At 32.2% G+C, this 21,243-nt stretch carries 20 protein-coding genes; 8 read left to right on the forward strand and 12 right to left on the reverse strand.

Going from position 1 to position 21,243, the window contains the following annotated elements:
• Positions 1–86: 86 nt before the first annotated feature.
• The 8 genes from Q0828_RS20645 to Q0828_RS20680 form a co-directional block, all read right to left on the reverse strand.
• Positions 87–833 (reverse strand): helix-turn-helix transcriptional regulator, encoded by a 747-nt coding sequence (locus Q0828_RS20645; protein ID WP_298425904.1) that lies wholly within the window; start codon positions 831–833, stop codon positions 87–89.
• Between the two features lie 151 nt (positions 834–984).
• Complete coding sequence (locus tag Q0828_RS20650; protein WP_298425907.1) at positions 985–1,482, reverse strand: hypothetical protein; 498 nt, start codon at positions 1,480–1,482, stop codon at positions 985–987.
• A gap of 198 nt (positions 1,483–1,680) precedes the next feature.
• Positions 1,681–2,250, reverse strand: a complete 570-nt coding sequence (locus Q0828_RS20655; protein ID WP_298425910.1) for a hypothetical protein — start codon at positions 2,248–2,250, stop codon at positions 1,681–1,683.
• Between the two features lie 35 nt (positions 2,251–2,285).
• On the reverse strand, positions 2,286–2,636 hold the full coding sequence (locus Q0828_RS20660; RefSeq protein ID WP_298425913.1) for a ribose-5-phosphate isomerase: 351 nt from the start codon (positions 2,634–2,636) through the stop codon (positions 2,286–2,288).
• Positions 2,637–2,718: 82 nt separating this feature from the next.
• Positions 2,719–4,233 (reverse strand): M20/M25/M40 family metallo-hydrolase, encoded by a 1,515-nt coding sequence (locus Q0828_RS20665; RefSeq protein WP_298425915.1) that lies wholly within the window; start codon positions 4,231–4,233, stop codon positions 2,719–2,721.
• Between the two features lie 65 nt (positions 4,234–4,298).
• Positions 4,299–4,610 carry a hypothetical protein gene (locus Q0828_RS20670; RefSeq protein ID WP_298425918.1) on the reverse strand — a complete coding sequence of 104 codons (312 nt, stop codon included), beginning with the start codon at positions 4,608–4,610 and terminating at the stop codon, positions 4,299–4,301.
• A gap of 37 nt (positions 4,611–4,647) precedes the next feature.
• Positions 4,648–5,031: a DUF3037 domain-containing protein gene (locus Q0828_RS20675; protein ID WP_298425921.1), complete on the reverse strand. Its 384-nt coding sequence runs from the start codon at positions 5,029–5,031 to the stop codon at positions 4,648–4,650.
• Entirely contained in the window at positions 5,021–5,800 is a 780-nt protein-coding gene (locus Q0828_RS20680; protein WP_298425924.1) for a HipA family kinase, read from the reverse strand. Before Q0828_RS20680 ends, Q0828_RS20675 begins: the two co-directional genes overlap by 11 nt.
• An 80-nt stretch (positions 5,801–5,880) precedes the next feature.
• Between Q0828_RS20680 and Q0828_RS20685 the strand changes: the two genes are divergently transcribed.
• On the forward strand, positions 5,881–6,123 hold the full coding sequence (locus tag Q0828_RS20685) for a hypothetical protein (protein ID WP_298425927.1): 243 nt from the start codon (positions 5,881–5,883) through the stop codon (positions 6,121–6,123).
• Between the two features lie 29 nt (positions 6,124–6,152).
• Here the strand turns inward: Q0828_RS20685 and Q0828_RS20690 are convergent, their stop codons facing one another.
• The gene (locus Q0828_RS20690; protein ID WP_298425930.1) at positions 6,153–6,947 is read right to left on the reverse strand and encodes a hypothetical protein; all 795 of its coding nucleotides are present in this window, start codon (positions 6,945–6,947) and stop codon (positions 6,153–6,155) included.
• A 427-nt stretch (positions 6,948–7,374) separates the two neighbouring features.
• Between Q0828_RS20690 and Q0828_RS20695 the strand changes: the two genes are divergently transcribed.
• The 5 genes from Q0828_RS20695 to Q0828_RS20720 all read left to right on the forward strand — a co-directional run bounded on the left by Q0828_RS20695 (position 7,375) and on the right by Q0828_RS20720 (position 16,255).
• The gene (locus Q0828_RS20695; RefSeq protein ID WP_298425933.1) at positions 7,375–9,609 is read left to right on the forward strand and encodes a TonB-dependent receptor; all 2,235 of its coding nucleotides are present in this window, start codon (positions 7,375–7,377) and stop codon (positions 9,607–9,609) included.
• 18 nt (positions 9,610–9,627) lie between these two features.
• Complete coding sequence (locus Q0828_RS20700) at positions 9,628–11,253, forward strand: PQQ-dependent sugar dehydrogenase (protein ID WP_366523622.1); 1,626 nt, start codon at positions 9,628–9,630, stop codon at positions 11,251–11,253.
• Between the two features lie 116 nt (positions 11,254–11,369).
• Positions 11,370–13,085 carry a peptide-N-glycosidase F-related protein gene (locus Q0828_RS20710; protein ID WP_298425936.1) on the forward strand — a complete coding sequence of 572 codons (1,716 nt, stop codon included), beginning with the start codon at positions 11,370–11,372 and terminating at the stop codon, positions 13,083–13,085.
• 72 nt (positions 13,086–13,157) lie between these two features.
• On the forward strand, positions 13,158–15,365 hold the full coding sequence (locus Q0828_RS20715; protein WP_298425939.1) for a M1 family metallopeptidase: 2,208 nt from the start codon (positions 13,158–13,160) through the stop codon (positions 15,363–15,365).
• On the forward strand, positions 15,362–16,255 hold the full coding sequence (locus tag Q0828_RS20720) for a patatin-like phospholipase family protein (protein ID WP_298425941.1): 894 nt from the start codon (positions 15,362–15,364) through the stop codon (positions 16,253–16,255). Before Q0828_RS20715 ends, Q0828_RS20720 begins: the two co-directional genes overlap by 4 nt.
• A gap of 174 nt (positions 16,256–16,429) precedes the next feature.
• Here Q0828_RS20720 and Q0828_RS20725 read toward each other — a convergent pair whose 3' ends face one another.
• On the reverse strand, positions 16,430–16,954 hold the full coding sequence (locus Q0828_RS20725) for a hypothetical protein (RefSeq protein WP_298425944.1): 525 nt from the start codon (positions 16,952–16,954) through the stop codon (positions 16,430–16,432).
• Positions 16,955–17,201: 247 nt separating this feature from the next.
• Here Q0828_RS20725 and Q0828_RS20730 point away from each other — a divergent pair, with 247 nt between their 5' ends.
• Both Q0828_RS20730 and Q0828_RS20735 read left to right on the forward strand, forming a co-directional pair.
• Positions 17,202–17,672 carry a hypothetical protein gene (locus tag Q0828_RS20730; protein ID WP_298425946.1) on the forward strand — a complete coding sequence of 157 codons (471 nt, stop codon included), beginning with the start codon at positions 17,202–17,204 and terminating at the stop codon, positions 17,670–17,672.
• Positions 17,673–17,693: 21 nt separating this feature from the next.
• Positions 17,694–18,209: a hypothetical protein gene (locus tag Q0828_RS20735; RefSeq protein WP_298425949.1), complete on the forward strand. Its 516-nt coding sequence runs from the start codon at positions 17,694–17,696 to the stop codon at positions 18,207–18,209.
• A gap of 34 nt (positions 18,210–18,243) precedes the next feature.
• Here the strand turns inward: Q0828_RS20735 and Q0828_RS20740 are convergent, their stop codons facing one another.
• The gene (locus Q0828_RS20740; protein ID WP_298425952.1) at positions 18,244–19,794 is read right to left on the reverse strand and encodes an FMN-binding glutamate synthase family protein; all 1,551 of its coding nucleotides are present in this window, start codon (positions 19,792–19,794) and stop codon (positions 18,244–18,246) included.
• Positions 19,795–19,923: 129 nt separating this feature from the next.
• A partial coding sequence (locus Q0828_RS20745) for a hypothetical protein (RefSeq protein ID WP_298425955.1) occupies positions 19,924–21,243 on the reverse strand: 1,320 nt, incomplete at its 5' end.

Below are 21,243 nucleotides of genomic sequence, written 5' to 3' on the forward strand. Positions count from 1 at the left end.
GTGTGAAGTTTTAATATAACTTCTGTAAATAATTAGAAATCAAAAATACAGTATTGTTTTCTTACCACAATCATCAATTATATAATTTAATATTCATTATGACTCATTGTGTTTTCTATATACCAATTTCCATTTTTTAAACGCCATTGCGTTAAAAAATTTCCTGTATAGGATTCATTACTATTATTATTAATATTATAGCCTTCCCAAGCACCTTTCTCTATGGCTATGGAATCCGAAATGACAACAAAAGCTGGTTTGTTAGAATTTAAACGAAATCCAATCCTATATACATTTTCATAAAATTTTACAATTTCAGTTCTCCCATTTAATTCTTTATGGTCAACAGGGAAAAAACTAGCGTTCTCTAAGAATAAAGTTCCAATAGAATCAATTTGCCCAGAATTGTAGAATTTAATGAAAAGTGCACTTGTCTCGGATATGTTAGATCGTTTTACATTGGAATCATCAAAAGTTCTCTCTCTTGTAGCCATTACTATAAACATCAAAATGATAGAAAGTATAGGAATAAATAGAATCAGTAATTTTTTCATAGGATTTGTTTTAAAGTTAAACAGTTTCCCAGAATGATTCTTAGTTCTTTTTTGTGTGGAATCTTTTTCAAGACTAGTTACTTCAGCACTTTCATATTCAATTTCTAATGCTTCAAAAATCAACTTTATAGTTGAAATTCTTGGTATAACTTCTCCAGCTTCTATACGTTGTAATGTACGTACATTTAAATTGCATTTTGCAACCAATTCTTCTTGAGTGAAGCCTTTTGATTTTCGAAGTTCTGCAATTTTTTTACCTAATGCTGGTTGTTGAATCATTTTTGAAAAACTTTAGTGCAATGTTACTTGCTAACTTTAAAACATTCCACGAATTTCTGTGGATTTATGCCCGACATTTGCCCGACATTTTATTTATGTTATTGAAAATTAGTTATTTGTGATTTCATAATCAGTTTGAAACAAATATTTTTCATCTCTTAAAACTCTTCAAATTTAATACTTTTAGAAGACCAAAAATTGTAATTACAAAACAAATAATGACATCAATCCACCAAAGTATTTCATTTGTTGGTGTTAGAATAATTAAGAGTCGCTGTAATACAAATAGGAGTAATAAGTAGTGAAGAAAACCTTTGTTTTTATCATTAATCGCTTGTAATACTAGGTTGATAAATAGTAATAATCCAGCTATCATGACGAGTTCGGTTGCGAATGGCCAATGTTGTATTTTGAAGAGCATTCCAATTAATAGTACAAACCAAAGTATGTATCCAATAGTTTTGGGAAACTTTCGTTTAATATAGCTTACTTCTATCATACAGATAAAAATAATGAGTATGAGTTTTAGAAATGCTTTGTCGACAAAATTATTCAGTATTCGTTCTTGAAAAATAATATTGAGAACCGTTGGAATAGAGATAATTCCAAAAGCAATTGTGATAAGTATATGGTATAGTTTTTTAGACATAAAAATAAGTATAGTTGAAAATACATATTATTTTCAAGATAAAAATAAGATAAAGAATCTAAATGGAGTAATAAGCTTTTGCTTATGCAATATTTTTAGACAATATATCTATCGTTATTTACATTTCTTTTTTTACGTTTTTTAATTTCTTAAGAGCACTTCGATTCGCTTTCGTATTTTAAGATTATGAGCCTATTTTTATACATGTATTTCAATACGATGAATATTCGTAAATGGTTCTGTTTCTTCAGCGAACTGTAAATTATCAAAAGCAATTGCTGATTTTCCTTTTTCGATTTCAGTATTTACAACCGTTTCTAAAAATTTAATACTTGAAACATCAATAGCATAATAATCAAGTAGGATACAATCATTTTTTTGAAATAACGCTTTAATAATTAGTGCTCTCTTTTTTACAAATTCAATGTGTTCAAAACGATCTTTTAAATTGATATTGAGATCAGTAGCAATTTGTATAGCTATATGTGTGTCGAGCTTCATTTTGTGCGTTAGATAACGTTCAACTGTTAACGGACGTATCAATTCTATATAGCGATTTGGAGAATAATGTTTTGCCCAGTATAAGTTTGGTTGTAAATTTTGAAAATGCTCTATAATTCGAAGTGTTAAGTCTAGGTGTAATGGCACTCTTTTTTGAGAATAAAAAGGAATATACATACGAATTAATCTTCCTTTAGTAGCCGTAATTTCAGGAATTTGGATTCCTTCTATATCAAATGCTTCTGCATGAAAAGTAATTTCTTTCATTTATGTGTTTTTTAAAGAGAACATTACTATAATAATCAATTAAACCAAACAGCATAGCCTTTTCGGCGTAATTCTAATGCTAATATTTTTTCCATTTGTAACGCTTGATGTCGTGTTGGCAAAGGATCAATATGATTGTACAAACTTGGACGCAAATACATTCCATATTTCTGAACAATATTAGAAGAAAGTTTATATCCTTTTTTGTTTCGATATCCTGTTTTATGTTGCTGAAGTCTTTCCTTAGGTGTTTTACTCGTCATACCAACATATAAACACTCTAATACACCATTGAATTGTGGGTTTGCTAAACGAAATTTTGTATTCTCCGTAAACACACGTTTCGAAAGTTCTACAACATACACACGATATTCTGTTCTGGGCATTTCTTTTTAGTATTACGGATTTAGTAATGAGTATAAAGTTTTACATTTCAGTATTCAGTAGATTTGTTAATCCGTTTTAACTCTACAATTCCATTGACAAAATTGCTAAGCACATTTTAATTCCTTGTGAAATATTTCCGATGCGAATGTTCTCATTAGGATTGTGTTGATTGTTATCCATATTCACCATCGGAACAATAATCGCGGGAATGTCCAATACTTGAATGGCTGGTGTTATTGGAACTGTTCCACCCATCGTACGAATCATGATTGGATTTTCGCCAAACTCATCCGAAATTGTTTTGCGAAGCTTTTTTCCAATGAATGAATTGATATCCGTTCTAAAGGCATTTACGCCTGCATTAGTAGAAATTGTGGCAATTTTAGTGTATTTTAAACGTTCTTCGTCTGTTGGTTTGCGATCTAATACTATATATCCTTGTAATTCTATATGCCTTTTTACTTTTTCAAGTTGAACAGCACCGTCTGTTTCTTTTACCAAACGTACATCTAAATATGCAGTTATAATTTCTGGAATAATAGTTTTCAACCCTGGACCTTTCCAAGAAGTTTCAATATGACGCACATTTAATGATGGATATTGTAATGCTTCTTGATAGTTATAACCAACATTATCAGGTGTAGAAATTCCTAAATCCGATTGAATTTTAGCATTATCGTCAGGAACTTGTGATAATAGTTCTTGTGTTTTTGCATCTAATGTTATTCCATCGTAAAAATTTGAAATGACAACTTTTCCAGTTTCATCTTTCATACTTGCTAATAAATGCGACATGCTAAATACAGGATTAGGCGCATAGTTTCCGTAATGTCCGCTATGTTGCGGTAATTTGGCTCCGTAAATACTGATATTACAGGTAGCAATTCCGCGACAACCAAAAGTTAGTGTAGGTTTGTTTGTTGGATGTGCTGGTCCATCCATGATGATCATGTAATCGGCAGCATATCTGTTTTTGTATTTTTCAAGTGTGCTTAAAAAACCTCTGGAACGTGTTTCCTCTTGTAAATCGAGAATAATTTTTACATTATAGTTTAGGTTTTGTTGTTGCTGTTGCAAGAATTCCAAAGCAGATAGCATCATGATGATTGGTGCTTTGTCATCAGCGGCTGCGCGACCAAATACACGCCAATCAGGATCAATATATGTTTTAATACGTGACCAATTGATAATTTGCCAAACACCATTAGCATCTTGTTCCTTTAATACAGGACGAAACGGATCTTTCTGATTCCATTTTGCTGGATTTACTGCTTGTCCATCTAAATGTAAATAAAATAAAATTGTTTTAGCATTCGGATTCACTACTTTTTCTGCTAAGAATACAGGCAATGTTGAAGTTTCTAGGATGGAAACCTTAAAATCTAATTTCTCGAATGCATTTGTAACCCAATCTACATTCTTCATCATATTCACTTCATCAGAAGCCACATTTGGAATACTTACCAAATCTCTATGTTTCTCAAGAATACTAGGAAGTTCTTCTTTTATTTTTGTATCCCAATTGGTTTGTGCAAGTGCTGAATTTGCAAAAAAGTAGAGTAGGAGTAAAAATGTATGTTGGAGTCGTTTTTTCATGGTAAAGAAAAGTAGTTTTTAAGTTTTTTACTTTCTCTACCAAGATACTAAAATTGAAAAGATTTTTATAAAAAATGATCTGTCATCACTTCCCATTCATACATTTCATTAAACTCGGGCAATGTTTTTGGGATTGCTTTAAATTCAAAAGTAGTTACTTTTTCGGTATTAGCATTGATATTACCAGCTCTTACAGTTAATTGGTGATTTTTAAAGTCATATGCATTGCCAAAGAAATCATCAGAGACATCGTCAACAACATAGTTTTTAGCATTTGTAATCACAAATTGATCATTTTTGAATTGAAAAGTATAAAAGTCTTGCTCATTTACTTCAAAGTCTATTTCATTAAAATGTACAAAACCATCGATATACATATGTTAATACTTTTTTACATTTTCTATTATTTAGAGACTACTTTACACACTTCTGAAAAATATCATCTAGTTCTTTTGTAGGATCATTACATAATCCTGAATGTGTTGGAGAACATAAAATCATGGTGCTTTTGGAAGCTGCCAACCAACGGAATCTGTCTGAAGTTTCAAACTCGCCAATAGCGCCACCATGTGGCGCGCCTTTACAAATAGATTCCCATGCTTTTAAATATTCAGTGACTTCTTCCAATGTGATTTCGCATGAAAATGCAGCTAACTTTTCAGGATTGATATGATATTTTAGACCTAAAAACCTTTTTCGTTTCGAGAATAAAATGACGCCAATATTGAAAAATTCTTCACGTTCTACTTTTGGCATAAATCGTATAATGGCGTATTCAAATGTAACTTTATCTTGCATCTTCCGCTTCTTTTACGAGTGAATCAATCATGCTTAATTTGGCTTCTAAATAATGCATATATGCAGTTCTCATTTCGTCAGTAGATAAATCGTCTGCTTCGTGTTGCAACCAATCTTCAGGAATGGTTTGTACAATTTCAGTAATTTTTTCTTTGGTAATTAATTTCGGGAATTCTTTGGCAACAGTTTTCAATTCAGATGCTTGTGCTAACAACACATGATTTTTGATCAATGGAAATGTACGTGTCAAATGATTTTCCCAAGTAGCCCAATTGTGATGAAAGTAGAAACTTGCACCATTATCAATAACCCACAATTCATTATTCCATTGTAATAGGTTTGTGTTTTTCACAGTTCTATCAATATTACTAATAATACTGTCTAATAATACAATTTTGGAAGCTGTAATCGCGTCAACAGTTGTCACCAAAGGATCAAACGTAATAGCACTTGATAAAAAATGCAATCCTAAGTTGAGCCCAACACTAAACTTTAACAAATCTTGAATTTCTTCATCAGGTTCTGTTTTACTGAACGAATCGTCTAAGTGCATAAACACTAATTCAGGAATTTTTAAGCCTAAAGCACGCGCCAATTCACCACCAATCAACTCAGCAATTAACGCTTTTTTTCCTTGTCCTGCACCTCTAAATTTGAGTACATACAAAAAGTCATCATCTGCTTTTACAATAGCTGGTAGCGATCCACCTTCGCGTAAGGGTTTTATATATTGAACTACATGTACGGTTCGGATATCAAGTGTATTCATTATAGCGAAGATATAGAAACTACAGCATTCAAAAAATAGAGATGCTGATTAATGATTCATTATTTTTTATATTTGATCCTATGAAAAAAGTTTTCGGATATATCTTTCTGGTGATAGGTGGTTTTATTGGTATTTCTCTAATTATGAGATTTTTCCAGAATATTGAAAAGCTTACAGGCAAATATCAATCTCACGAAGCAATGGATAGCGCTTATATAGCTGGTGTAATTACAGCAATAATTTTAATGGGATTGACTTCCTTCTTTTTAATACGATTAGGTTTAAAGTGGGTTAAGAAGAAAGAAACACCAAAGAAATTATAACTTTTTTATCATATTGAAAACCTGTACAATTATGAGTTTTCTGTTTTTGATTTTATAAGACTGCTACGGCCCAAAATATAACCGGAGATGCCACCAATTAATGCGGCAATTTCTTTTCCGCCAAGGACTTCTGTAATACCAAATAAAATAATAGCTATAATAATAGAAAAGATTGTAATAAATTGTAAACCAGCATCTCCAGAAAAAATGGTTTTACGAATTTCATCGTCTCTATATGCAATAATGAAAAAGCCAACAATTACAATACCCACTAAAAAAGCAAAAGACCAACTAATTTGTTTTTTAAAATTTTGACTTACGTACGAAGTATTATTTAGTTCAGTAACTTTTGTTCCTACACTAGAAAGCTGATCCGTTTTTCGTAAAATTTCCTGAACTTTATTTTCAATAATTCTACGAAATCCTTCAGTTACTGACATAGATTTCATATCATGTAAATCTTGCCCACCAACTGTTCTAAGTTCTGGAAGAATAATTTGTGATTTAATATCTTCTAATCGCTTAACATATTTCTGTCTTAAAATAGAACTTGAATCTTGACTATTTGATAAATCGTGTAAACGAATTGATCGTTCCAAACTTTCGGAACGTTCCAACTCTGTAAACAAACCACTAATCTCATACATTGCTTCATACATTTCTCTAATAATTCGCAATCGTTCATTTTCTAACTCATGAAAGTTATTTAGTTGGGTTATTTCTATTTGAGATTCAAAGTTTTGATTCGTTTCCTGTGCAAAAACAGTATTGGTAAGAAGTAGCGTGTTAATTACTATTAGTAATTGGATGGTTAGTTTTTTCATTAGTACGTTATGTTAATTATGAATATTGTATTCATACATTCTTAAGCGATGAAGAAAGGAAATTGGTAAATTCCTTAAAGGATCAAGACAATAACAAACACTACTATTTCGGGTGTTTTTAAGATGGGAAAAAGGTAGTTTTCATTTTATAAATGTTGCAATACGATTTGTAATATACAACAATTAAGTTTAGAGAGTAATGCTTTGATTTATAGTTAATTTGTGTTTGTTTGTCAATTTCGTTAAATTAAAAAAACACATGCGCAAAATCCAACATTTAAAATAAGAAGTGTTAAAATTATGAGTACGATTTATAAATCATCTAAAATCTGCGTAGCTTCACGCTTTTAAATACTAAAACGTGCCAACTAAACTTACACAAACTTTTTTCCTTCTTATATTATTTTTATGTTGTTCAAATTTTGTAATGGCACAACGTACAATTGAAGGAACTGTTATAGATCAATCTACAAATATTCCATTAGCAAATGCAGTAATTACGAATGTTGCAACCAATATTGAAATCAAAACGAATACTAAAGGAAAGTTTTCAATAGTGGCAAAGTCAGCAACAGAAACACAATTTATAATCTCTTTAGTAGGGTATCAAACAAAAACGATTCAAATTACTACAGAAAAAAATACGATTATTACGTTATTTCCAACAACAAATGCTTTAGATGAAATTGTTATTAATGGAATAACGATTCAACAAAAACTACAACAAGCCGCAGAATCGGTTGCAATTGTAACAGAAAGTGAAATTAACAGTGAAAATACTGTACAATTAGCGCCAATTTTAAACAGAGTCCCAGGTGTTTTTATGCAAAGTGGTTCGTTAAATACCAATAGAATTACTATTAGAGGAATTGGCGCACGAAGTCCATTTTCTACCGCAAATATTCGAGCGTATTATGCAGATATTCCACTAACAGATGGAAATGGAGAATCTGCTATTGAAGATTTAGAACTTGCAGCAATCTCACGAATGGAAATTCACAAAGGACCTTCATCAAGTAATTATGGCGTTGGACTTGGAGGAACAATTTTATTATATCCTGAATATGCAAAATACAATGCGTCAAGCGCGAATGTATACACAACGGTTGGAAGTTACGGACTATTTAGAACCGTTGCCAAACTCATGCATGGTGGCAAAAAAGCGAATGTGAATGTAGTTTATAGTAATACACATTCCGATGGATACAGAGATAACAATTCCTTAGACAAAGCAACGGCAACAATTACATCTAATTGGTTGATAAACGATAAAAATGAATTATCCTTTATAGGAAACTATACAAGTCTCAAAGCATTTATTCCAAGTTCATTAAACCGAGAAGACTTTGACAATTCGCCAAGAAAGGCGGCAACATTTTGGGAAAATGCACGTGGTTTTGAAGATTTTAAAAAAGCCTTACTTGGATTAAATTGGAGTCATAATTTTAATGAAACTTACACACAAAAAACTAGTATATTTACAAGTTTTAATAATAATTACGAACCACGACCTTTTAATATATTAGAAGAAAAAGCAACAACATTCGGAATACGTACACGTTTGTTGGTAACACATGACTTTGAAGAAAGTACTATAAAATGGTCAGTTGGTGGCGAATTGTTCTTTGATAATTACAATGCGAAACAATTTGATAACTTATATCAAGATTTTCCAGATGGTACAGGAAGTATAGCAGGCGATATACTATCAGACCTAGATGAAAATAGAAACTACTTTAATCTGTTTGCAGAGGCAATTTACACCAGAAAAAAACTATCTATTAGTTTCGGATTACATCTAAATCACACAAAATATACGGTTGAAGATCAAATCAATACTTCAGAAGGTGAACAAGAGTATAAGTTTGACGCGATTGTTTCTCCAAAATTGGGAATTAACTATGAGGTAACTAAAAATGTAAATGTATTTGGAAGCATAGCACATGGTTTTTCTACACCAACATCCGAAGAAACGTTATTACCAGATGGTGTATTTAATCCAGAAATAAAAGCTGAACGTGGTTGGAATTTTGAGATTGGTTCACGTTTTCATACGACGAATAGAAAACTATCAGGTTCGGTTTCAATCTATACAATGGCAGTAAGTGATTTACTTGTAAACAGAAGAACTGAAACAGATCAAAATATTACGCTAAACGCTGGAAAAACATCACATAAAGGAATAGAAGCAATCATTCGATATGAACTCTTTAAAAACGATTATTTTGAATTAAATTCATATGTAAATGCAAGTATCAATGATTTCAATTTCAAAGAATTTACGGAAACCAATGCAAACTTTTCTGGAAATGACCTAACAGGAGTTCCAAAATCTGTTGTAAATTTAGGAATTGAAATGCTGATGGAGAAAGGATTTTACGGACGATTAGATTTTCAATCGGTTGGAAAAATGCCAGCAAACGATGAAAATACCGTGTATAGCGATGCTTTTGAGTTGCTAAATGGTAAAGTTGGCTATACAAACACAATTGGAAAACAATTTAGTTATGACATATCAGTAGGTGCAAACAATATATTTGATATTGCCTACGCATCACAATTACAAGTAAATGCATTTGGAAACGATACGTCAGCACGTTATTTTTATCCTGGATTGCCATTCAATATGTATGGTGGAATTCAGTTAAACTATAAATTTTAAACTTTTAACATACACACCATGAAATCATCAATAGGTTTATTTGTATTGACTTCTATGCTCTTCATCTCTTGTGGACAAAAACAAAAGGAAGTTGCAAAAGTAGAAACAGAAAGCAGTATTCCGCTTGTTGCTATAAAAACAACGGAGAAAATTACGTTAGATCAGCAAACATATACTTCTGAACTGGTAGTGGATGGAATAGATGTTCCTTGGGGAATGACATGGTTGCCAGATGGAAGTATGTTGGTTACAGAACGTTCAGGAACATTATATCATGTGAAAAATGGAGAAAAAACAGCTATCAAGAATGTTCCAGAAGTATTTGCAAAAAATCAAGGAGGATTGTTAGATGTGATGTTGCATCCAAAATACAATGAAAACGGTTGGATTTATATTACATACTCCATAGTTGATAAAAAAGAAAAAGGAAGCCATACAGCATTAATTAGAGCAAAACTAGAAGACAACGCGTTGGTTTCTATTGAAAAATTATATCAAGGAGGTCCAAATGTAAATACGGCACATCATTTTGGTTCACGTATTGCATTTGACAAAGATGGCTATGTATACTTTACTATTGGCGATCGTGGAAAACGAGATGTAAACCCACAAGATATTACTAAAGATGGTGGAAAAGTATACCGTTTACACGATGATGGACGCATTCCTGCAGATAATCCATTTGTGGGGCAAAAAGATGCAAAAGAAGCTATTTTTTCTTACGGACATAGAAATCCACAAGGAATGGCAATTAATCCACGTACAGGACAAATTTGGGTACATGAACATGGTCCACGTGGTGGAGATGAAATCAACCCTATAACGAAAGCTGTAAACTATGGTTGGCCAGTAATCACATATGGAATCAACTATAGCGGAACCACTATCACGAAAGAAACAGCCCGTGATGGAATGCAACAACCTTTATATTACTGGGTTCCATCTATTGCGCCAAGCGGAATGGCATTTGTAACAAGTGATGCATATCCAGATTTAAAAGGTCATTTACTTGTTGGTTCGTTAAAATTTCAATATTTAGAATTAGTAATCTTAACAGAAGATGATAAAGTTGCAAGACGTGAAAAATTACTAGATGGAATTGGTCGTGTACGTTCAGTTCGTCAAGGTCCAGATGGTTATATCTATGTAGGAATTGATGGAAAAGGAGTTTTTAAAATGGTTAAAAATTCATCAGAGAAAAGCTCTTGGACAACAAGTGCAGGTAGTAAGGAAACAAGATCAGAAACTACAGAAAAAGTTGAGGTTGAAGAAACAAAACCAAAAGCTGCTAAAGAATTTGATAGTAAAAAAATGGAAGCAAGTCAACGACGTGGAAAAATAGTGTATACAAATGTATGTATGCAATGTCACATGGCAAATGGAGAAGGAGTAGCCAATGCGTTTCCTCCATTAGCAAAATCAGATTGGTTAAAAGATAAAGTTACAGAAAGTATCCGATCTATTAAGTATGGTTTACAAGGAGAAATTACAGTAAATGGTAAAAAATACAATGGCGTAATGACACCTTTAGGACTAAGTGATAAAGAAATAGCAGATGTGATGAATTACACATCTAATAATTGGGGAAATAGAAGCAATCAAATGTTTACTGCTGAACAAGTTAGTGAGGTTAAAAAAGAATAACCTCTATACCGTTTAATTAGATTTAAAATTTATATAAAAAAACCTCAAGACATTGATTTTGAGGTTTTTTTGATTTTCATGTTTTTTACTTACTTTTAGCTTCAAATTTAATTCACATGAAAAGAAAACCAACCATTAAAAACTTTATTTACACCCTTTTAGCATTTGCACTTATATTTAGTGGATGTAAGTCTGATGATGGCTCAGAAGCTGCGCCGCCATCGTTTACATCAGCACAAAATAGCTTGTCATTTACTGCGGTTATTGCAGGTCAAGTATCATCAAGTCGTTCCTTGTCTGTAACAGGTGCACGATTGACACAGTCTGTAAACATTACTGCTACGCAGCAATTTGAAGTATCAAAAGATGATACAACATTTAGTTCTAGCATAAGCTTATCAACAGCAGAAGCAAATCAATCACAAACTATATATGTTCGATTTGCACCAACAACAACTTCATTAGGAGAAGTAACAGGAATCTTAACAATGTCTTCTTCTGAATTCAATTCAGTTCAAGTAAACTTAACAGGAAATTCACTGGAAATTCCAAGAGAAATTCAGGTTGTTGGAGCGGTAAGTAATTTTGGCGATGTAAATATCGGTACAATGTCTACTGCACAAACAGTACAAGTAAAAGGATTAGACCTAGAAAATAATGTAACAGCTACAGTTGCAGGTTCTTTTGAAATTTCAACAGACAATGTTACATTTTCCAATACAGCAGCATACGATTACACAGCCATTAATACAACTGCTGAAGATTTATATGTACGATTTATTCCAAGTACAACTGACTTAGGAGCGCAAACAGGAACGATTACTTTAGCAGCTACAGGTGTGCCAGATGTGGTAATTAACTTATCAGGAACGGGAACTGCGGTACGACATAATTATCAAACATTTGAAGACCAGAGAATTGCTTTTGGTGGCGGATTCAACCAAACAGTTACCAATACATACACATTACACAACGATTTATCAAACATTGAACAAATATTAATGTATGTAAAATTGCGTTGCCCATCTGGTGGATGTAATGCTTGGGATGTATATGCTAATATTAAAGTAAAAGATACAGATTCAGGAGATTTCTATGAAATTGGACGCTATATTACACCTTATGGAGTAGACAATTCACAAGTGGCTAGAGGTTTTGAAATTGATGTAACAGATTTCAAATCGTTATTACAAGGAAGTACAGAATTGTATGCACGTATTGAAACTTGGGGCGCTGACGGATGGGAATTATCTGTTGATTTTGACTATGTAGAAGGAACTCCAGATTATCTTTATTATGCGGTTGCAGATGTAATTTCATATGACGATTGGTCAACTTCAGGTGTACCTTACGGTGTAACAAATGATCCTGCAACGTGGGATTTAACAAAAACGATTGCAATTCCATCAAATGCAGAATCAACGGAATTACGTACAATTATTTCAGGTTGGGGACATGCTACACCTGTAGATAGTGATAACAGACCATGTGCAGAATGGTGCTTTAGAACACATGATGTATTAATTAATGGAACTGCAACATTTCAACACAATATGGGACCAATGGGTTGTAACTCTAATCCTGTACAACCACAATCTGGAAACTGGACGCCTGATAGAGCTGGTTGGTGCCCAGGAATGGCTGTGCCGGTGCGTAAAGATGTTTTTAGTACACCAATGGGAGGAAGTTCATTTACATTTGAATACGATTACCAAGATTGGACTTCTGATGGAGGAACAACTTCTGGGCAAACAGGAGCATATTATGCAACATCAACTTTTGTTGTTGTAAAAAGTAATACACCAATTAGTAAGCCAACTGTGACAAACTAATTTTATATAACAAATTCAATAAATAATACACCAAAACGTTTATTTTGGTGTATTATTTGTTTTACACCTTTTATGAAAGATATATTTTCCTTCTTTATTTACTTTATATTGTTTGCAGGATTTGCACAACAAACTGAATTTGTAGACTTTAAAACCGCTAAAGTTGATATTGTATTACGACCAACGTTAAAAGAAATTGGTATTGATATTCAGTATGAATTTGAAATACTTCAAGATGTAGATTCTATTTATTTTGATCTGCAAGCACTTGATACGTATAAAGTATACCAACAGAGTTTTGAAGGAAACAATTTCTATCGGGATAAAAAAATCATTCTAAAAAGTAATTTTAAAAAGGGTGAAAAACATAGTATCGGATTGGCAACATTTACACATCCCAAAAAAGCAATGTATTTTATTGATTGGAATGAAGTTGGAGGTAGAAAACAAGTATGGACGCAAGGACAAGGAAAATATACAAGTAGTTGGTTGCCAAGTTTTGATGACGTCAATGAAAAAGTGGAATTCGATTTCAGTATCACATTTGACAAGCGTTATGAAGTCATTGCGAATGGGAAATTGCTCAAAAAAGAATCGCCAAACGATTCCTTAACTAAATGGTATTTTGATATGAAAAAGCCAATGAGTAGTTATTTAGCGGCAATTGCCATTGGAAAATATAAAAAGAAAACCATCACATCAGAAAGTGGAATTCCACTTGAAATGTATTATTATCCAGAAGACGATGCCAAATTTGAACCAACATATCGCTACACGAAACGTATGTTTGATTTCTTAGAAGAAGAAATTGGTGTTCCATATCCTTGGCAAAATTATAAACAGATTCCTGTAAAAGATTTTCTATATGCAGGAATGGAAAATACGGGAACAACTATATTTTCAGACAGTTTTGTGATAGATAGTACAAGTTTTATAGATAAAAATTATGTCAATGTAAATGCACACGAACTAGCACATCAATGGTTTGGTGATTTGGTAACGGCAAAAAGCGGAACACATCATTGGTTACAAGAAGGCTTCGCGACGTATTATGCACTTTTAGTTGAAAAAGAAATCTTTGGCGACGACTATTTTCATTGGAAACTCTACGAATCAGCTTTGCAATTAAAAGCATTAAATGACGGAAAAGGAGAATCGTTACTAAATCCGAAAGCAAGTAGTTTAACGTTTTACCAAAAAGGAGCGTGGGCATTACACGTATTGCGTATGAATGTTGGAGATGAAGCATTTAAAAAAGCTGTAAAGCGATATTTAAATACCTATAAATTTAAAAGTGCAGAAACTAGCGATTTTATTAAAATTGTAGAAGAAGAAAGCAATACAAAATTGGACTGGTTTGTAAAAGCTTGGTTAGAAAATCCGAAATTACCAGAAAATATATTTGATATAAAAGATTTCCTAGCAATTGGGAGTTTGCCAAGCATTAGTATATATAACTATTTAGGAGGTGTAAAAGGAACAGCTTTTCAAATAGAACTATTAAAACACAAGCAACAACAAAGTGAATCAAAAATTAAGAAATCAAAACAATCATTGGATTTACTTTCAATAAGCGCGGAAACTAGGCGAGCAATTGGATTATTTTCAAATAAAACTGCACAAGGGCATGAATCTATTTCTGAAGAGTTAATAATATATATGTTGAAAAACTTAAAAGTTTCCAGTTTAGAAGAACGACTCAGCATTTACAGAGAAGTTTTAAAAACAAACAACATAAAGATTAGGCAAACGATAGCAAAAGCTCCACGACAAGTGCCAGAAGTATTTAAAACAGCTTATGAAAGTTTGTTAAATGACGATTCGTATGTAACCAAAGAAGTTGCTTTATTTACACTATGGAAAAGCTTTACAGAAAGCCGTAAAAGCTATTTAGATCAAACTAAAAACATAAAGGGTTTTAATGATAAAAGTTTCCGAACACTCTGGTTAGCGTTGGCTATTGTGACCAAAGATTATAGTGGACACAGAACACCTTATTATTATGATGAATTGGCAGGATATACGCATGAAAGAAATCACTTTGAAGTACGTCAAAATGCATTTAGATTCTTAAATGAGTTACAATCATTCAGTGATAGAAATTTAGCAGATTTAGTTAATGGAGCCTTGCACCATAATTGGCGATTTGCGAGGTTTTGCAGAGAATTATTAGACAGTATGATCAAAAATCCTGCGTATACAGAAAACTTAAAGCGTGTAGAAAAATTACTTAATGAAAAAGAGAAAGCATATTTAACTAAAAAGATTACAACTAAATGAAAGCAATAGTCATTTCTGGAGGTGGAAGTAAAGGTGCATTTGCAGGTGGAGTTGCTCAATACCTTATAGAAGAAGAACAAAAGAAATATGATATGTTTTTAGGAACCTCTACAGGTAGTTTAATAGCTCCTTTATTGGGTTTAGATAATGTGCCAAAGCTTAAGGAAATATATACGTCCGTAAATCAACGAAGCATTTTTAGTAATAATCCTTTTGTTGTCCGAAAGAAAAAAGGAGAAACATTTATTAGTATTAACTATTTCAATGTTTTTACTCAACAACTCAAAGGAAAGCGAACGTTTGGAGAAACTAAAAAGCTCAGAAAATTAATCAAAGTAAAATTTTCAAAAGAAGAGTTTACGAGTCTAAAAGCTTCAGGTAAAGAAGTTGTAGTAACTGTAACCAATCTTACTAAAAATAGAGTTGAATACAAATCGATTAAGGATCATAACTATGAAGATTTTTGTGATTGGATCTGGATTTCATGCAATTATGTTCCATTTATGAGTTTAGCTACAAAAAATGGTGACGAATACGCGGATGGTGGTTTTGGCTGTATTGTACCTATTCATGAAGCAATTAAAAGAGGCGCAACGGAAGTTGATGCTATTATATTAGAAACAGAATCTGGTGTAGCAAATAAAAAATTAGGAAGAAACCCTTTTTCTTTAATGGTAAATTTGTTTAGCTTTTTAATTGATCAAGTAGAACGACATGATATAAATATTGGAAAGTTATCTGCAAAATATAAAGATGTAAAATTGAACCTTTATTTTACACCAACTAAACTAACGGACAATTCATTGATTTTTAATAAAAAACAAATGGCCGAATGGTGGGAACAAGGCTATCATCATGCAAAAATGAAAAATAAAGAGCTAGAAGAATAAAACTATAAACCACTTTTTTTCATGGTATTGGTGTTTAGTAATAAGTGTTCATACTTTATGGGTACTTAGTTGCCTACGTAAATGGCTAATTTAGTCCATAAAAATAGAATAGAAATTAGGAACTAGGGAAACACTCGGTAATTAATTTGATATCTTATTAACTTTTAACTAGAACTAGGCATGTAAAAAATCAGCAACTTCTTTTTTAATGTATGATAAAGCAGTATCACTAGGTGCTTGTTGTTCCATCATTTCTGTTAAAATAACTTCCCGTAATTTATCAGCAGAAGTAACTTTCTCAGACAAACTAGCTTTTCGTATTAACTGTATCGTTGAATTTTTAGAAGCAATGATAATATTCCAACATTGATCACTCATATAAATTTGTTGAGATAAATTATGATCAAACTCTTGCTCAATACTCATAATTAGTAAACGTTCGTAATCATTCTTGTCAGAAGAAGTAGGAGAGACACGTACTAACAATTTGGAAGGTGTAATACGTTCTAAAAATAATGAAAGACGTTCATAGGCTTGTAAGCGTAGTGGCAATGCTTCTTTTTGAGCATCTTTGTGTAACAAATAACGTCTTCTTTTATCTTCATTAGCCATATGATCTCTAAAGAAAAAATAAGCAATTCCTCCCGTAATAATTGCAGGAATCGTATACATTATCAAATCAAAAATTTTGTCTTCCATAAATAATAGCAGTTTTAGCAAACATAATACGTTTTTACTAACTAGGCAAATAAAGATTTATTGTATCCAAATGCTATTTATATATTGAAATTAGATGTTTATTTTTTATATATTTTTGTTGACTTTTTTATTGTTTTAAGAATCGATAAATTTTACCGTTCTTTACTCTATAATCGAGATTTAAAAATGATTTTAAGGTTTTCCTTGAGATAATTAACTTTTAAATTTTACAGAAATCATTCCCTATATGAAAGCAGTTACCGTATCAGTACTAAAAAAAGAATTGAAACATCATACGCAGGAAGAATTGATTGAGATCTGTTTAAAACTAGCAAAATTTAAAAAAGAAAATAAAGAACTACTTACCTATATTTTGTTTGATGCAACTGATGAAGATACTTATGTTCGTGAAATTAAAGATGAGGTTGATGAAGCCTTTTCAAAGCTAAATCATGATAGTTTATACTATGTCAAAAAAAGCGTTCGTAAAATTTTACGGTTAATTAAAAAATATATTCGATATTCCAAAAAGAAAGAAACAGAAGCTGATTTACTACTTCATTTTTGTGCGAAGTTGAAAGAATTAAAACCAACTCATAAAAAAAGTCTTCAAATGGTAAATATCTATGAACGTCAATTGAATATGGCAAAAAAAGCGATTGACTCATTGCACGAAGATTTACAATACGATTTTCATTTGATGTTGGAAGAGTTATAATCATAAAAAAAGCTATCAAATATGGATATAGCATCTAAAAAAACATCGGACGGAAAATTAATAGTTGACTTTATTGAGTCAGTTGAACCTAATAATGGAAGGTTGTTATTTAAAATAAACGTGATTCATAATAACATAAATATCAATGAAAAATTATTTTCTAATAATTGGAACTATATCAACTTTAGGATTGATAAATGGCAATTAGAAGGATTTGGATATGTGTATATTCCTGTGGAAGGAACTCCGAAACTACTACATGTAGATACTCTTGAAATACATGACCTATCATATAGAAGAATTTCTACAGTTTTATTTTTAGGTAATATTTTTGAATTTAATATGCTAGTAGAAATTTATAGTGATGTCATTGAAATTACCGATTTAAATACATTAAACACTAGAATTATTTTTAAATACAAAAGTATAGAGAGTGTTGAATGGGTTCGTTTTCTAAACGAAAAAGAAATTGAAGTGACTTTAGTAAAGAACACAAGAGGAAAACGCGAAAAACGTTCAGAAATTCGTAGGATATAACATTAAATAATTTTTTTTAATAAATTAATAAGCACTACTTTCCTCCTAAATGCACACAATCTTTCAACGTTTGCATACTTGTAAATGGCACAGGTGTTTTTTCATATTTGTATGTAGAACTCAATTCTTTTGATAGATTATGATCGTCTACATTTACTTCAATATCTCTCATATCAAATTGACACGGATGTTCATGTCCTGCTGCATGCGTAATTTCTATAAATTCTTTTCGAAACGTTTTAAAATACTGCGCTAAGCGAACAGATTTTAATGTTGGGTCAATTCCGTTTTGCAACCATTTATTTTGCGTAGCAACTCCAGCAGGGCATTTATTTGTATGACAAATTTGTGCTTGTATACAACCAATACTCATCATTGCTTCACGTGCAACATTGATACAATCAACGCCCATTGCAAACGCCATAGCAGCTTTGGCAGGAAATCCTAATTTTCCACTTCCTATAAAAACAATGCGCTCTATCAATCCTTTTTTCTGAAAAAGCTTATATAAATCCGAAAACCCATAAACCCAAGGTAGAGATACATGATCTGCAAAACTTGGCGGCGCTGCTCCAGTTCCACCTTCACCACCGTCAACAGTAATAAAATCAGGTCCTTTTCCTGTAGCTTTCATAATATCAGCCAATTCTTCCCATTGTTCAAGCTTTCCAATAGCAGCTTTAATTCCAACTGGTAAACCCGTTGCTTCTGCAATTGCTTCTACAAAATCCATCAATTCAGGAACATTTGAAAATGCTTTGTGATTTGGTGGAGATAATACATCTTTTCCAATTTCAACACCTCTAATTTTAGCAATTTCAGGTGTAATTTTTGCACCAGGTAATACACCACCTTTACCAGGTTTTGCACCTTGTGATAATTTTACTTCAATGGCTCTAATGAATGGATTCTCTTCAACTAGTTTGACCATTTTTTCCATAGAAAAACCACCATCTTCCGCACGAACACCAAAATATCCTGTTCCAAAATGAAAAACGACATCACCACCGTTACTGTGATATGGTGACAAACCACCTTCTCCAGTATTATGATATGCGCCAGCCATTTTTATACCTTTGTTCATTGACTCTACAGCTTTGGCAGACAAAGAGCCAAAACTCATAGCAGATATGTTTATTACAGATGCAGGACGATATGGACGTTTTCTTTTATTGAATTCTCCCATCACTTTAGCGCATGGTAAAAATGTTTTATCAATCGTATTTGGATGATTTTCTCCCACTTGATATGGCATCATAGCATTATTGATAAACACATGATGATGCGCATAAATATCTCTATCAGTACCGAAACCTTCATAGTTGTTTTCTTTTTTCGCGGAAGCGTAAATCCAACCACGTTCAATACGATTAAATGGTAATTCTTCTCGATTGTTCGCTACAAAATATTGGCGAATTTCTGGACCAATACTTTCAAACATATACCGTACATGTCCAACAATAGGGAAGTTGTGACTTATAGTATGTTTTCGTTGAAAAATATCGCGAATAGCAATAATTACTAACACAATAATAACCCAAAGCCACCAAGAAATTGAGCTAAGAAAAGAAAGTATGGTATCCATAGTTATAGAAAGATTTGTTCAAAAATAAGAATAATCTGTTTTGAGAACCTATTCTTTTATTTTTTTTGCAATAAAAAACGTCTAAACTTAAAGTTTAGACGTTTTATGAATTTATAATTTGAATTCCTTCTAATTTTCAGGTAATTGTTCTTCTATTGGATACGTACTAAAATTCAAGAAATTTCCAGGATGCGCTAGTACGTTTTGTAATATAAATGGTGTGTCTGGTGTTGTTCCACTATACTGCGTACTTCCATTCATATCAATATCATTTGTATTATAACCTGAAACCGAATATGTTGGGAAGTTTAAAAAGTTCCCCGCATCGTTTAGTACGTTTGATAAGATACTTGGCGTATCAGGACTCGTTCCTGAATATTGAACTATTGTGTCTCCATTTGCATTTCCTGCCCAAAGTGCTAACACATTTGGTGTATCAGCTATAGTTGCTTGCGCATTTGTACCAAAGGTAATTGGAGTAGTGGATTCTGTAAAGTTTATAGTTGTGGCTGTTCTGTTTAAAGTTATTGTATTTGTTGTCATAACGGCTAAGTGATTCCGATGTTTAATTGCTAAATAATAATTACCACTTGCTTGATTAAAGCTTACTACAGATATACCATCTATACTTACAACATCACCATCACGCTGTAATAAAGCAGACTGCCCATCAATTACTAAGGTGTTATCTGTAGCATCGCGTAATTCTATCCAAACCCAATCTACAATATCATTATTTGTATTACCTGTTCCGTTAGTTCCTCCAGTATTAAATACCGATGCATCACAAGTTAAGCCATCTGTATATGGTGATGTCGTTGGTAAATAACCTAAAGACCTTAAATCGTCTCGCATTACGCTTGAATTTCCATTAGATAGTAAAGCACCTTGTAAAAAGACTACTGGACTTAAAGTAATTGGAATTATTTCTAAAATAACTTCTGTTGCTGTATACCTAACATCCCAATTGTAACCTGCTGGCAAGTTTATTGTATCAAAAGTTCCTGAAATATTCCCTGCTGTTAAAATTGTAAAAGTATCGCCTACTATTGGTGAATAATTATCTAATAAAGTAACCTCTAGTGTACCGTTTATAGCTGCTGTGCCAGTTACTGTTACGATATCGAATGTGGTAGCATTTTCTAATTCTATTTGTAAGTTAGCAGTTGTTTGTGCTGAATAATTGTTATTGAAAGTATAGGTGCCAGGAGAATTCCCAGGACTTAAGGTACCTGCATTTGTAAAATCTTGGGTATGACTTGTGTTGATTCCAGAAAGTGTCCCTGGATTACTAAATGTTCCTGAGTTATCAAATATACTATTATTGGTAAACGTTCCATTATTAACTAATGCACCACTATTAGTATAGATACCTGTGTTTATAATAGTACCGTCGTTGATTAAGGTAGAAGGCGTGCCATCATCAAATACATCTATGACTAAAGTAGC

The sequence above is a fragment of the uncultured Kordia sp. genome (assembly GCF_947496985.1).
In the GTDB taxonomy this organism is placed as follows: Bacteria; Bacteroidota; Bacteroidia; order Flavobacteriales; family Flavobacteriaceae; genus Kordia.